At 73.0% G+C, this 14078-nt stretch carries 13 protein-coding genes; 6 read left to right on the forward strand and 7 right to left on the reverse strand.

Going from position 1 to position 14078, the window contains the following annotated elements:
* Nucleotides 1-61 precede the first annotated feature (61 nt).
* The 6 genes from A3IC_RS0101170 to A3IC_RS0101195 form a co-directional block, all read right to left on the reverse strand.
* Nucleotides 62-652, reverse strand: coding sequence for an SDR family oxidoreductase (locus tag A3IC_RS0101170; RefSeq protein WP_020548225.1), 591 nt, complete (start codon nt 650-652; stop codon nt 62-64).
* Nucleotides 652-1374: an SDR family NAD(P)-dependent oxidoreductase gene (locus tag A3IC_RS0101175; protein WP_020548226.1), complete on the reverse strand. Its 723-nt coding sequence runs from the start codon at nt 1372-1374 to the stop codon at nt 652-654. The genes A3IC_RS0101170 and A3IC_RS0101175 overlap by 1 nt, the downstream gene beginning before the upstream one ends.
* The gene (locus A3IC_RS0101180; protein ID WP_020548227.1) at nt 1371-2147 is read right to left on the reverse strand and encodes a creatininase; all 777 of its coding nucleotides are present in this window, start codon (nt 2145-2147) and stop codon (nt 1371-1373) included. Before A3IC_RS0101180 ends, A3IC_RS0101175 begins: the two co-directional genes overlap by 4 nt.
* Nucleotides 2144-3046, reverse strand: a complete 903-nt coding sequence (locus tag A3IC_RS61655; RefSeq protein ID WP_020548228.1) for an NAD-dependent epimerase/dehydratase family protein — start codon at nt 3044-3046, stop codon at nt 2144-2146. Before A3IC_RS61655 ends, A3IC_RS0101180 begins: the two co-directional genes overlap by 4 nt.
* Complete coding sequence (locus tag A3IC_RS0101190; protein ID WP_158695764.1) at nt 3043-4470, reverse strand: APC family permease; 1428 nt, start codon at nt 4468-4470, stop codon at nt 3043-3045. Before A3IC_RS0101190 ends, A3IC_RS61655 begins: the two co-directional genes overlap by 4 nt.
* Nucleotides 4471-4544: 74 nt before the next feature.
* Nucleotides 4545-6287 carry a thiamine pyrophosphate-binding protein gene (locus tag A3IC_RS0101195; RefSeq protein ID WP_020548230.1) on the reverse strand — a complete coding sequence of 581 codons (1743 nt, stop codon included), beginning with the start codon at nt 6285-6287 and terminating at the stop codon, nt 4545-4547.
* Between the two features lie 253 nt (nt 6288-6540).
* On the opposite strand from A3IC_RS0101195, the gene A3IC_RS0101200 reads away from it, so the two are divergent.
* Complete coding sequence (locus A3IC_RS0101200) at nt 6541-8286, forward strand: PucR family transcriptional regulator (protein ID WP_020548231.1); 1746 nt, start codon at nt 6541-6543, stop codon at nt 8284-8286.
* 87 nt (nt 8287-8373) lie between these two features.
* Here the strand turns inward: A3IC_RS0101200 and A3IC_RS0101205 are convergent, their stop codons facing one another.
* Nucleotides 8374-9279: a MerR family transcriptional regulator gene (locus A3IC_RS0101205; protein ID WP_020548232.1), complete on the reverse strand. Its 906-nt coding sequence runs from the start codon at nt 9277-9279 to the stop codon at nt 8374-8376.
* A 92-nt stretch (nt 9280-9371) separates the two neighbouring features.
* Here A3IC_RS0101205 and A3IC_RS0101210 point away from each other — a divergent pair, with 92 nt between their 5' ends.
* From A3IC_RS0101210 to A3IC_RS0101230, 5 genes are all read left to right on the forward strand, one after another.
* Nucleotides 9372-10235 (forward strand): alpha/beta fold hydrolase, encoded by an 864-nt coding sequence (locus A3IC_RS0101210; RefSeq protein WP_026217747.1) that lies wholly within the window; start codon nt 9372-9374, stop codon nt 10233-10235.
* Nucleotides 10232-10780 (forward strand): YybH family protein, encoded by a 549-nt coding sequence (locus tag A3IC_RS0101215; protein ID WP_020548234.1) that lies wholly within the window; start codon nt 10232-10234, stop codon nt 10778-10780. Before A3IC_RS0101210 ends, A3IC_RS0101215 begins: the two co-directional genes overlap by 4 nt.
* Nucleotides 10781-10782: 2 nt before the next feature.
* Nucleotides 10783-11775: an LLM class flavin-dependent oxidoreductase gene (locus A3IC_RS0101220; protein WP_020548235.1), complete on the forward strand. Its 993-nt coding sequence runs from the start codon at nt 10783-10785 to the stop codon at nt 11773-11775.
* Nucleotides 11776-11891: 116 nt separating this feature from the next.
* Nucleotides 11892-12806, forward strand: coding sequence for a DUF1028 domain-containing protein (locus tag A3IC_RS0101225; RefSeq protein WP_026217748.1), 915 nt, complete (start codon nt 11892-11894; stop codon nt 12804-12806).
* Nucleotides 12803-14065: a M20 family metallopeptidase gene (locus A3IC_RS0101230; protein WP_020548237.1), complete on the forward strand. Its 1263-nt coding sequence runs from the start codon at nt 12803-12805 to the stop codon at nt 14063-14065. The genes A3IC_RS0101225 and A3IC_RS0101230 overlap by 4 nt, the downstream gene beginning before the upstream one ends.
* Nucleotides 14066-14078: the final 13 nt, after the last annotated feature.

Genomic DNA, 14078 nt, shown 5'->3' on the forward strand with positions numbered 1-14078 from the left:
CGGCGCCATGGGCCGGACGCGGCGCCATGCCCGGAGCGCGGAGCCATGCGCGGGCGCGGCGCTACGCGCGAGTGCGGATCGTGCCGCCCGTGCAGGGCAGGGTCTGGCCGGTCAGGGACGGAAGGCGAGGGTCGGCGAGGAAGGCGATCGTTTCGGCGATCTCGTGCGGTGTGGGTTCGGCGAAGCCCGCCTCGGGCGGGCCCGAGACCGCCGCCGCGTTGACCGCGACGTGTGCCGGGCCCAGTTCCCGGGCCAGCGACTTGGTGAGCGCGATCGCCGCCGCACCGACCGTCGCGTCGGCGGTGGCGCCCGCCGCCCCGGCCAGACCACGCGCGTCGAGCACGAGCACGATCCGTCCGCCGCCCCCGGCGACCAGGTCTCGTCCCGCCGCACGGACTCGGGCGAACAGCGCGGACAGCCGTCCTTCGACATCGGCCCACCAGGTCTGTGGATCGGTGTCCAGGAACGCGGCGGCCGGGCGGGCCTCGGTCGAGCCGATCACGAAGAGATCGGGCGCCGGCCGCAGCGGGGCGTCGGCGTGCGACCGCGACGAGGTCACCCGTGTGCCGTGTGCGCGCAACACCTGTGCGGTGGCCCGGTCGACGTCGGTCGGCAGGCCCACGAGCACGGCGTGGTTGGCGGAAAGCTTCATCAGATCACCGTTCCCGCGTTGGGTGAGACGACCTGGCCGGTGAGCGCACCGCGGCCGGACAGCAGGAAAGCCGCGGTGAGCGCGATCTCCTCCGGACGCACCAGTGCGCCGGTGGGCAGCGTGGCCAGGTAGGCCGGGTCGCGCCAGACGGTGCCGGCGGCCAGCATCGCGGTGTCGGTGGGGCCGGGGGCCACCACGTTCACCAGCACACCGGCGGATGCCGATTCGGCCGCCAGCGACCGGGTCAGGCCGAGCAGGGCGCCTTTGGCGGTCACGTAGTGGGCGGCGTCCTCGCCGCCGGCGATGGCCAGTTCGGAGGCCACCGCGACGATCGCGCCGCCACCGCGCGCCACCATGGCCGGCAGCGTGGCGCGGGTCAGGTGGTGCAGGCCGCCCAGGTGCACGCCCAGCATCCGCCGAAAGGCCGCGGGCGAGATCGCGTCGAGCGGGATCTCCTCGACATACCCGGCCGCGCTCACCACGCCGGTGGGCGGCCCCAGTTCACGGGTGACCCGGTCGACGAACCGGGCCACGGCGACCGGGTCGGCGACGTCGACCACCGCATCGAGATCCGCCGCGTCGCCGACCCGAAGGTCGCATCCGGCCACCAGCCAGCCCTGGCTGCGTAGTTCGCGGACGCAGGCCAGCCCGATCCCGGCCGCCGCGCCGCTGACCACGGCCACCGGCGCCGACCCGTCGTGGTCCCTGCCCGGCGTGCTCATCGCCCCTGCCCGGCACGCGGTCCGAACTCGGCCCGCACCACCGCGGCGAGCGCGTCCGTGGTGCTCGCGAACAGCGCCTCGCCCAGCGCCGCCGAGCTGCCGTGTGCGGTGCGCAGTACGCCGGAGGGATCGACCAGGCCCGGCCGTTCCGGCAACACCGTGTACGGGGGCGGGGTGATCTCCACGGTCAGCGGGCTGATCGCGTCCACGCGCACCCGAGCCGGGTCCAGGTGCATCATCAGCGACGTCTCTACGATGCCCGCGTGCTCGGCCTCCCAACCGGGGAAGTCGCCCGCGAAGATGCGATCCAGTGCGTCCGCGCCGATCACCTCCCACCAGTTCACCACCAACACCGTGGCCGCGGCGCCGCGTTCGAGTGCCAGGTCGACGCCTTCGACGGCCGGCGCGGTGTTCTCGAAGTGGCCGTTGACCAGCACGATCCGCCGGTGTCCGTGCCGGGCGTAGTTGACCAGCAGGTCGGCGAGGAGCGCGCTGTGCGTGGCGGCGGTGAGCGAGACAGTGCCGGGGAAACGTTCACCACCGCCGCTGATCGGCCGAGATCGTGACCCGTAGGTGAATCCGGGCGCGAGCAGGCCGCCGGTGCGGGCGCACGTGGCGGCGGCGAAACGCTCGGCGATGTGCGTGTCGGTGTCCACCGGCAGATGCGGTCCGTGTTGTTCAATCGAGCCGAGCGGCAGGAACAGCACCTCGTGCGCCGCCCGCTCGGCGATCTCGGGTCCGGTCAGGTCGCGCAGCCGAGTCCGGTCGGTCATGATTTCCTCCGTTGGTCGAGGGTGACGGTGTAGTCGTGCCGGGCGATCAGGTCGGCGAAGCGCCCTCGCGGTTCCCAGCCCAGTGCCTCACGGGCGGCGTCGGCGCGGACCGCGCCGGCGTGCGGGTCGCGGGCGAAGCGGTCCAGGTCGGTGTCGGCGGGCAACTCGCCCACGTCGCGGGCGTACCAGTCGAGGGTGGGTTCGGGGTGCGCGGAGTCGGCGGCGGCGAGCAGATACGGCCCGAAGGTGGGCGTGGGGGTCTCGACGGCGGCCCGGAAGGCCCGCGCGACGTCCTCGGCGGTGACGTAGTCGTACAGGGTGCGCGGGCCGCCCGCCGCCGGGTGCAGGAAGGTGTGCAGGTTCTCCGGGAAGACCACCGCGCACGGACGCAGGCACACCACGTCCGGCCCGCTCGCGTCGGCGAAGCCGCGCGCGATCACCTCGACCAGGGCCTTGCTGATGCCGTACGGGTCCACCGGCCGACTCGGGTGGGTGTCGTCGATCGGCAGACGGATCGGCGTCCATCCGGCACGCAGTTCGTGCAGCCCGGTGGCGGCGACGCTGGAGCACACCACCACGCGGGCGACGCCCTGTTCGCGGGCGACCTGTAGTACGTTCCAGCAGCCCATGGTGTTCACCCGCACGCACGTGGTCGCGTCGTCCGCCCAGTCGTAGTCGATCCCGGCGAGGTGGACCACCGCGTCCGCGCCCTCGAACGCCGCGGCGAGGGCGTCCGGTTCGAGGATGTCCGTGCGGCGATACGCGACATCGGGACCGCCCGCACGCGGGCCGAGGTCGGCATTGAGCACGTCGTGTGCGCCGGCGAATTCGGCCAGTACGTACCGACCGAGGCGGCCGGAGCCGCCGGTGACCACGACCCGCTTGCGCCGGGCGCTCATTCGGACACCTCCGAGGTCGTGCTCGCGAGCGACTCGTCGTCGAGTCCGCGCCGGCGCACGAGCAGCAGGATCAGGCCGCCGACCATCCACACGAGCACCACCGGCAGTGCCCACACGAACGGGCTCTCCGGCAGCGGGTCCAGCGACTCGTACGCCACCAGAATCAGCGCGGCGCTGCCCAGGAACGGCACGACGGCGTGCTTGAGCACGTTGAACTCGTGCCGGGCCATGGTCCGGTACATCCGCCACACCGCGACGCTGCCCATCACGTACACCACGGCGAGGGCGAAGGTGAACATCAGCCCGGTGAACGCGTAGACGTTGTACAGGCCGACCGTTGCGATCATCGCCAGTCCGACCACGACGTTGATCACCGTCTGCGCGCCGATCGCCGCGGCCGGCGTCTGATGCCGGCTCAGCCTGGCGAGCGGCCCGGGCAGCGCGCCCGATCGGGCCATTCCGTACATGAATCGGGCCGAGGCGTTCATGCACGCGATGGCCCCGCCGATGATCGAGTTGAGCAGGGCCAGCAGGGCCAGGAACCACAGCGCGCCCCAGTACTTGTGGGCGAGCACGAACATCGGGATCTGCTCGGAGTCCACCAGGCCCTGGATGTCGCGAGTTCCCCAGCCGGCCAGTTGACCCCATGTGGTCAGCACGACGAACACGCCCAGGATGACGATCGAACCGAGCACCGCCCGCGGGATGTTCCGGCGCGGGTCCGCGGTCTCCTCGCCGAGCGAGGCGGCCGCGTCCCAGCCGGTGTAGGTGTAGATGCTGAACACGAAGCCGAGGAAGAAGCCGTTGCCGGTGGGGGCGCCGCTCCCGGTGAGCCAGGACAGGCTGGTGCCGCCGTCGCCGGGTTGCAGCAGGCCCCAGACGGAGAGCACGACCATCACCACGATCTCGAACACGCCCAGCGCCACGGTCACGCCCACGGCCAGTTCGACGCCCTTGTAGGCCAGCGCCGCGATGGCCACCAGGAGCAGCATCATCGGCGCCCACCACGGCACGTCCCAGCCGTATTCGCTCAGCAGCACCCGGTGCAGTGTGGAGCCGAACAGGCCGCACAACATCGCGGTGGCGACCGGATAGAACAACAGGTACGCCCACGCGGCGAGGAAGCCCCAGCGGGGGCCGAGCAGTCGGCTGACGAAGCTGTGGTAGGTCCCCGCGGAGGTTATGTGCCGGGCCAGTTGGGCCAGCGAGTAGCCGAGCAGGTAGGACACCACCGCGGCGAGCAGCACCACGAGCGGGCTCGCCGTGCCGGCGGTGCCGGCCAGGAACGGCACGGTGAAGGCGACCGTGATGGCCGGGGACATCGTGGTCACCGATTGCATGACGGCGCCGGGAAGGCCGATGGCGTTCGCCTTCAGACCGGACGTGGCCGGCTGCCCCGCCGGGAGTCGTTCGTCGGTTCTCATGGTGGTGCTCCTCGCGTGGTCGGGGCCTGGCCCGGGGTACGTGGGGTCGGTGCCGGTGCCGGGGTGCGTGCTCATCAGCCGTTCGTCCGCAGGGCGTGGGTGGGGGCGAACATCCGCAGCAGGGCCGGGAGTACGACCACCCGGGGGCCGGGGGCGGCCAGCGCCGCGGCCACGTCGCGCTCCAGGCGGTCGGGGCTGCTGAGGGTGGCCGGGACGCCGAAGGCTTCGGCGAGCCGGACGAAGTCGGGGCGGGCCAGTTCGGTCCCGGTCGCCGCGCCGAAGGTGTCCGTCATGTACTCGCGCAGGATTCCGTAGCCGCCGTCGTCGACGATCAGCCACGTCACGTCCAGGTTTTCCTGGCGGGCGGTGGCCAGTTCCGCGATCGAGTACATCGCGCCGCCGTCACCGGAGACCGCGAGCACCGGACGCGTCGGATCGGCGGCGGCGGCACCGAGTGCCGCGGGGTAGGCGTAGCCGAGGCCGCCCGCGCCCTGGGCGGAGTGCATCGCGCCGGGGCGCCGGGCGTCCCAGGCCGACCATGCCCAGTAGCCCAGTATGGTCATGTCGAAGAACGCCGGAGCCTCGTCGGGCAGCGCGGCTCGCAGCGCGGCCAGTACCCGCTGTTCCAGGCCCAGGCCCTGCTCCGCGATCCGCGCGCCGACCCGCTCGCGCAGGGTGCGGGCGACCTCCGCGCCTCGGCCGGGCGATCGAGGCGAGACCGAGTCGCCGAGCACCGCCAGTGCGCCCCGGGCGTCGGCATGGATGCCGAAGGCGGGATGGCCGGCCTCCAACTTGCCCGCGTCCGCCTCGATCTGGATGATCCGTCCGCGCGGGGCGAGCGTGTGGTAGTTGCTGGACAGTTCGCCCAGTCCGGAGCCGACCACGAGCAACACGTCGGCGTCGTCCAGGAGTTCGGTGGTGTGCCGATCCTCCAACCAGGACTGGAGGGAAAGCGGGTGATCCCACGGAAAGGCACCCTTGGCACCGAACGTGCAGGCCACCGGCGCGTCCAGGAGTTCGGCCAGGCGCAGCAGTTCCGCACTCGCGCCGGCCCGGATCACACCGCCGCCGGCCAGGATCACCGGTCGCTCGGCGGCGACCAGCAGTGCCGCCGCCTCGGCGAGCAGTTCGGGTCGGGCCGAGGGCACCCGCGGGCGCACCCGCAACCCGGTCACCCGGGGCACTTCGGTCGCGGCGAGCAGCACGTCCTGCGGGATCTCCACCCACACCGGGCCGTACGGCGGGGTCAGCGCCGACTCCCAGGCCGCGGCCAGTGCCGAGGGGATCTGTGAGGCCGCGCCCACCAGATGCACGGACTTGACCACGTCGCGGAAACTCGCCTGCTGATCGACGAGTTCGTGCAGGTAGCCGCGGCGCCTTCGGCCCAGGCCGGCCGAGGGGATCTGGCTGGAGACGGCCAGCACCGGTACCGATGCGGCGGCCGATTCCTGGAGGGCGGGCAGTGCGGTCAGCGCGCCGGGGCCGGTGGACAGCAGCAGCGGGGCCACCGTGCCGGCGGCGCGTGCGTATCCGTCCGCGGCGAAGCCCGCGTTGTTCTCCACGCGTAGTCCGACATAGGCCAGTGCCGAGCGGCGCAGCGCGTCGAACAGGCCGAGCGCGTGCTGGCCGGGCACTCCGAAGACGCGGTCGGCGCCCAGGTTGACCAACGATTCGACGACCAGGTCGCCGCCGTTGCGCGGCGCGGCCGGCGTGAGGTCGCGGTCGGCGGCGGGCGTGGGGTCGCGGCGGGTGGTCGGGCCCGCGTGGCGCGGGATGCGGGAGGGGTCGACGGGGCCGCGGGCGGCGGTGGAACTCATGGCGGAGGACCTCGCGAGGACGGCAGGAATCGCCTGCGGGACGGGAAGGGGCGAAGGGTGGGGGCAGTGTGGGTACTGCCCGGGGCCGGCCGAAGCGGCGGGGCGGGCGATGGTCGTCGGGCCGGGGTCGGCGCGGGGACCGTTCGCCGTGTGGGTATGAACCTACGTCCGGGACAGGACACCGGTGAAGTGGTTCTTTTGTCCATTATCATGATTCAAAATAGATGAATCGTCCCGACCAGGAGGTGTTGCCATGCCGTCGGTCGGCTCCTCCTCCGCCCGTCCGGCCGATCGTGCCCAGGACGGGCCCGGGCTCGACGCCCCCGACGTCCCCGACCCGGCAACCGGTCCCGACGTGGCAACCGGTCCCGACGTGCCGAGCGTCCCGCTGAGCGTGCTGCTCGCCGATCCGGCGCTGGGACTGCGCCAGATCGCCGGCCCGCGCGAGGACCGACCCGTCTCCACGACCGGCGTGACCGAGTTGGAGGATCCGACTCCGTATCTGATCGGCGGCGAACTCCTGCTCACCGCCGGGGTGCCGCTGCCCAAGACCGCCGAGGGCATCGACGCGTACGCGGGACGGATCGCCCGCGCGGGGGCCAGCGCGCTGGGCTTCGGTCTGGTGCCGGTGTACGACGAGGTGCCCGCCGCGCTGGTCGAGGCGTGCGACCGGCACGGGCTGCCGCTGCTGCGGGTGCCCGACGGGACGCCGTTCGTGGCGGTCAGTCGGGCGGCGCACTCCGCGATGACCGAGTCGCGGTATCGGGATTTGCGGCGAATCAGCCGGGCCCAGGGCGCACTGGTCACCGCGGCGGTGCGCACCGACGCGCTGCGGTCGGTGCTCAATCGGCTCGCGGTGCAGTTGGACGCGTGGACCGTGCTGCTGGATCCGGCCGGCAACGAACTGGTGGCCGCTGGGGCGCGCCCGGATCCGGCGGCCCCGGAGCGGTTGCGCGCGCTGATGGTGCGGACGATCGCGCAGTCGCGCGCCGCCGGGTCCGGTCGGGGGCGGGTCGCGCCCACCACGGCCGCCGACCACCACGAGGGGCTGCATCTGACGGTGCACGCGCTGCCCGGTGGCGAGGGCGGCGCGACACCGCCGGCGGCGATCGGGGTCGTGGCGACCGGCGCGCCGACCGCGGTCCAACACTCGGTGACCGCGGTGGCGGCGGTGTTGTTGTCGCTGTTGACCAGTCCGCGGCACGCGCTCGGCGGCGACAGCGACAGTTCGGCCGCACTGGTGCGGTTGATGCTCGGCGGGTCGCCGCAGGAGGTGGCGACGCTGCTGCTGCCGGCCGCGCCGGGCGCGTGCTGGGTGGTGGTGCGCGGCCGGCTGGGCCGGCAGCGGTCGGGCCGGGCGGCGGGATGGGGATCGGGCTCCGGCGAGGATCCGGTGCAACTGGCCGCGTTGGGCACCGCGTTGGCCACGCCGTATCTGGATCTGCGCGGGCGCGATGTGTACGCGCTGGTGCCCACGACGCCCGGTGCGCCGACGCCGGATCCCGCGGCGGCGCACCGGCTCGGTTGGACGCTCGGCTTCAGTGCCCCGTCCGCGACGGCGGACCTCGCGGTGGCCGCCAATCAGGCCGAGCGGGCGTTGCGGCACGCGCTCGCGGCGGGCGTGCCCACCGGGCGGCACCGCGAGCAGGACCTGAGCGTGCACTCGCTGGTGCCCGCGGCGGACGCCGCCGCGCTGGCCCGTGCCCGGTTCGCGGCACTGGTGGACGCGCCCTCGCCCGGATACCACGTGCTGCTGGAGACCCTGCGTTCCTGGCTCGCCCACCACGGCAGTTGGGATCGCACCGCGGCCGCACTCGACCTGCACCGCAACACCGTCCGCCAGCGCATCGGCCGGATCGCCGACCTGCTCGATATGGACCTGCACGACCCGGACGTACGGATGGAACTGTGGTTCGCGCTGCGCTGGCTGCCGGGCGAACGACCCGCCGGCGAGTCCCCGGACCGGTCGTCGCCGGCGCCGGACATCGAACCGGGGTAGCCAGCGCGGTCGTGCGGGTCGGTCGGCCGGGCAGGTCGGCCGGGCAGGTTCCCGGCTGGGTCGGCACGCCCCGATCCCCCGGGCGGATCAGCCGGGGCCGGTCCCCGGGGCCGGTCCGGCGGCGGTGTCGGGATCCTGTGCGGTGAATCCGGAGGCCGCCTGGATGATGCGCCTGGTCATCGGGTCCGACCACGCCTTGGGGGACAACACCTCGATCCAGATCGCGCGGGCGGTCTTGCGGCCGATGTTCTCCCACGAGATCAGCGTTCGGGACGGGAAGGAGACCGAGTCGCCCTCGGCGACGTCTATCGGCTCGGCCACCCGCGCGTGGTCGCCGAGTCCGCCGCCCACCCGAAAGCGCAGCGTCCCGGACATCAGGAAGGCGAAGGTCTCGCCCGGGCGCGAGTAGGGGCCGCCGCTGGAGCCGCGCGGTGGGATGGACAGCAGGGCCGGTTCCAGATCGTGGCCGGGGAGCAGGAGTTCCTCCCACTGCACGCCGCCTTCGAGGACGACGGTCGCCCGCTCGTCGGCGCGTACGACGCTCGCATCGGTTCGGGTGAACGACGCCAGGCTGCTCATCGGGACACCGAGCGCGTCGGTGATGCGGGCGATCAGCTGGGTCGAGGCGCGCTCGACGCTGCGTTCGATCGATGACAGGTGCGACACGGAGGTGTCCGTCATCGCCGCGAGTTCCTTGAGGGACAGACCACTGGCCAATCGGGCGCGGCGCAGCCGACCGCCGTCGGCGGGCTCGTCCGGCACCGGGGCGTGGTCGGGACCGCTCAACGAGGTGCGAATGGCCGCGGGATTCCAGCCGTGCCGCTGCCGCAGGTCGGCGATCCGGCGGGCCCGGCTCACGTGTTCGGGACCGTAGCGGCGCTGTCCGCCGGCCGTGCGGTCCGGCACGAGCAGGTCCTGTTTCTCCCACGCCCGGAGCGTCTGAGGGCTGACCCCGACCTCGGCGGCGACATCGCCGATGCTTCGCCAATTCATGCTCGGGAGTCTAGGCCGGACGTCGCCCCGACTCTCGACAAACTTACATCGTTACTGTAACTATGGCGCCCCAAGCGGAGAGGGGAAGCCCAATGTCGTCCGTGGATCGGATCGTCTTCGGTGCAGGCTCGGGATCGGCGTTGACCAGGCAGGGTGCCGCTTCCGGGGCCCCGACGGTGCTCTTCGTACACCCGGCCAACCTGCAGGCCCGCTGCTGGCGGGCGGTCCTGGCGGCGGTGCCGACCGAGTGGACGTGTCTGGCGATCGACCTGTCCGGACACGGGTCCTCGGCGCGCCGCGACGCGTACGACCTCGCCGGGTGGGTGCGCGAGTGCGTCGAACTGCTGGACGCCCGCGAGGTGGCGGGCGTGCACGTGGTGGGCGCCTCCGTCGGCGCGGCCGTGGCGGTGGAACTGGCCGCCGCGCACCCGGACCGCGTCGAGAGCGTCACCACGGTCGGCGGGGCGTTCCGCCCGGCCGACCCGGCCGCCTCACGGGAGTTCCTCGCGGCCATCGCCACCAGGGGTGCGCGCAACGCCGTACTGGACATCCTCGCGAGCGAACCCGGGCTGGACGAGGTCCTGGTGGCCGAGGTCGCCGCCGACATCGGCGTCGACTCCGACGCACAGGCCGCGCGCATCTGGACAGCGGCCGCCGAGGCCGCCGGACTGGACGCCGCACCCGAACTGCGGTGCCCGACGCTGGCCATCGTCGGGGACCGGGACCTGGGTTGTCCCGTCGAGGACTCCCGCGCCTTCGCCGAACTCACCGGCGGTCGGCTCGCGGTCATCGTCGAACACGGACACCTGCCGATGTACACCGCCCCCGCCCGGGTCGCGGCCTACATCGCATCCCTCGTCGACGGCACGCGCGAGCACCGCGCCCGCGACCGGGATTGCGACACCGGAAATCTCAGCACCGGAAATCTCAGCACCGGAACAGGAAGCCGACCATGACCGAAACCCCGTTCGCGGAGCGCACCGCGCCGAAAGCGGACATCGCCGCGATCCTCGGACTCCACAAGCAGTGGTGGGAGTCGAACATCGGGTGGGACATCGACCGCATGGTCGAGGTGTTCCCGTCCCCGGGTGACGAATACCTGATGTTCAACTTCAACGGCCACCCCTACTTCAACATGACCGAGAAGGTCGCGTTGTGGAAGTGGTACCGCGAGATCATCGCCCAGACCGGCGGCCTGCGCACCGAGATCATGCGCCTGGAGGTCCGCGGCGACACGGCCTGGCTGGCCTGCGAGTTCACCATCGAGGCGGAGATGCTCGACGGCGGCGAGTGGACCGCGGACTCGGTGGACGCCGCCGTCGGACGGGCCACCGAGATCTACCACCGCGACAACGGCACGGGCGCACCCGAGTGGCGCATGTGGCACACCCACATCACCGCGCTGCCCGACCTGGACGAGGCGCGGCCCGGATTCGACGACTCCACCAACAGCCGCGGCCTGGGCCGGGTGCCGTGGAACCCGCTCCCGAAGGGCGTCTGACCATGACTCTCACTCCGGATTCCCCGCGCATCTCCCTCGTCCTCGGCAGCTCGCAACACCCGGCCGAGATCGTCGCGGCGGCCAAGGCCGCCGAGCGCGGCGGCTTCGACGAACTGTGGGTCGGCGAGGACTACTTCTACACCGGCGCCATCGCCTCGGCCGGCGCCGTGCTGGCCGCCACGCGACTCCCGGTCGGCATCGGCATCGTGCCCACCACTTCGCGTCATCCCGCGCTTTTGGCCATGGAGTTGGCGACCCTGGCCGGGCTGTACCCGGGCCGGCTCAAAGCCGGTGTGGGTGCGGGCGTGCCCGACTGGCTCGACCAGATGGCGATCCGCTCGAAGACCCCGCTGTCCTCGGTCCGCGACGTCATCGCCGGGCTGCGTACCCTGCTCGCGGGCGACACGCTGACCGTCGAGGCGTCGTCGTATCGAGCCCGCGAGGTGCAACTGGCCCACCCGCCCGCGATCGTGCCGCCGATCCTGGCGGGCGTGGGCGGTCCCAAGGCGCTGGCCATGTCGGGCGCCTGCGCGGACGGGACCGTGCTCTCGGTACTCGCCGGGACGCGCTACGTCGAGTGGGCGGCCCGTGCCGTCGCCGCCGGCGGCGCCGGCCCCGAGCACGACTTGGTCGCGTACGTCTTCTGCTCGATCGACGACGATGCCGCGGTCGCCCGCGAGCGGTTGCGCGAGTTGTTCGGGCTCTACCTGTTGGCCGGACCGCGCAACCCGATGACCGAGGCCCACGGCATCGCCGACGAGGTCGAGGCACTGGCCGCGCTGGACTTCGACGACGCCGTACGCGCCATTCCCGACGCCTGGATCGACGAGTTGGCGGTGGTCGGGACACCCGCGGACTGCGCGAAGCGAATCGGCGCGTTGGCCGAGGCCGGGGCGGACTGCATCGCGCTGTGCCTGATCCCCGGCGAGGACGGCGAGGCGCAGGTCGACCGTCTCTCGCGCGACCTTCTCCCCCTGGTCCGCGCCCGGGCGTGACCCGTCCGGCGGCCGAACCGACCCTCGGGAGGGGCGTCGGTGCGGCCGCCGGTCGCCGGTCGCCGACACGGCACATCGGCACCGCACACATCAGCGATCGGAGATCGGAGATCGGGATGACCTATTCGATAGTGAGCTTCCATCCGCACGACGGCTCCCTCGGGTTCGCCGCGCAGTCGCACTTCTTCGCCGTGGGATCCGTCGTCGGCGATGCCGAGGCCGGCGTCGGCGTGGTCGTCAGCCAGGCATTCGCCAACACCGACTGGCCGCACGAGGGGCTGTCGCTGCTGCGGGCCGGCGCCACGCCCGACGACGTGCTCGCGACGCTGATCGCGGGCGATCCGCTGGCCGACTACCGCCAGGCAATCGTCATGGACGCCACCGGCGCGTACGCCTGCTTCACCGGTGGCGGTTGTGCGCCGCACACGGGCGTCGCCCGGGGCCAGGGGGTGGCCGCGGTGGGAAACATGCTGGCCTCGGACGACGTGTGCCGGGCCATGGTCGCCGCGCACGGCGACTCGGCGTCGGGGTCGGCGCACGCGAGTCGGCTGGTGTCCGCTCTCCTCGCCGGGGAGGATGCCGGCGGTGACGCCCGAGGATCGCAGTCGGCGGTCGTCAAGGTGGTCGACGGTGTGCGCGGCGAGCGGCCGTGGCGGCACGTGCTCGCCGACATCCGGGTCGACGACCACGCGGACCCGGTAGGCGAGCTGCGCCGTCTGTTGCCCATCCACGAGGGCTTCCGGACGATCGGGGCCGCGTTGTTCGCCCCGCCCCTGGTCATCGGCGACGCGTCGGGCATCGCCGCCGCCGAGGCGCGGGAGATGGTCCGGGCGCTCGCGGCGGCCGCTGCCGGCCTCGGCGGCAACCCCGAGGCGGACCTGTGGCGAGCGGTGATCCTGCTCCGCAGCGGCGAGGTCGACGCGGGCGGCGCGCTCCTGGCCGAGCTCGGCGCCGCCCGGCCGCACCTGGGCGAATTCGCCCGCGGCCTGGAACGGGTCGGGATCCTGCCCAAGTCCGAGGTGCGACCGTGAGGCCGACCCCGGCACCGGGCGCGGCCCGGCCGCCGGTCGAAGCCTTCGTCCGGGCCGACCGAGTGCGCGAGACGGCGGTGGAACTGGTGCGCATCGACACCCGCAACCCGCCCGGCCGCGAGTCCGCGGCCGTGCCGACGCTGTCGAACCTGCTGGCAGCGCTGGGCTGCGACACACACGTGTTCACCTCGCGTTCCGGGCGGCCCTCGGTGATCGCCAGGTACGGCCGCACCGCGCCGGGCCGGCCGACGCTGCTGATCAACGGCCATGTGGACGTCGTACCGGTCGTCGAGTCGGACTGGACGGTGCCCCCGTTCGAGGGCGTCGTGCGTGACGGCCGGCTGATCGGGCGCGGCGCGGCGGACATGAAGGGGGGTATCGCCGCAGCGATCGAGGGATTGCGCGCCTGCGTCGACTCCGGCGTCGAACTCGGCGCCGACATCGTGTTCCACCTCGTCGCCGACGAGGAGACCGGCGGCGACCACGGCACGGCCGAACTGGTGGCCGCCGGCCTGGTCCGGGCCGACGCGTGCATCGTCCCCGAGCCCACCGAGCTGCGGGTCGCGGTGGCCGAGCGCGGCTCCTGGCAGGCCGAGATCCAGGTGTTCGGCACCGCCGGGCACGGCGGCGACCCGGGGCGGGGGCGGTCCGCGGTCGCCGACGCGGCGCGGATCACCACCGCCCTGCATCTGGCCCGGTTCCATGCCCACCCGCACCCGCTGCTGGGCAGTCCGACGTGCAACGTGGCGATGGTGCGCGGCGGCGTCGCGGCCAACGTGATCGCGCCGAGCTGCGAGTTGACCATCGACCGACGCACGCTGCCCGGGGAGAGCGCCCGGGACGTACATGCCTCGATCGTCCGGATGATCGACGCGTCCTGCCCGGACGTGGACTATCGCGTGGTCCCCACCTTCTTCTGCGAGGCATCCGAACTGCCGCTCCCGCACCCCTTCGCCGACTTCGTCGACGCCTGCCGGCCGGGCGCGGGCCCGGACCGCGCCGGGCCGAACGAAGGTTTCGTCGGGTTGTACCTCGGCTCCGATGCCCGCTTTCTGCGCAACGACCTGCACATTCCCACCGTCGTCCACGGCCCGGGCTCGATCCGTCAGGCGCACGGCGCCGACGAGTGGGTGGCACTGGACGACCTCACCGCGGCCGCGCGCACCCTTGCCCGCGCGATGGCCGGGTTCGCCGACTTCGCGGCGGACGGTGCGGCCGCCGACCGGAATCAGAGCAGACAAACAACCGGAAAACTGTAGATTCTGCCCCACA

The organism is Embleya scabrispora DSM 41855 (assembly GCF_000372745.1).
Classification (GTDB): Bacteria; Actinomycetota; Actinomycetes; order Streptomycetales; family Streptomycetaceae; genus Embleya; species Embleya scabrispora.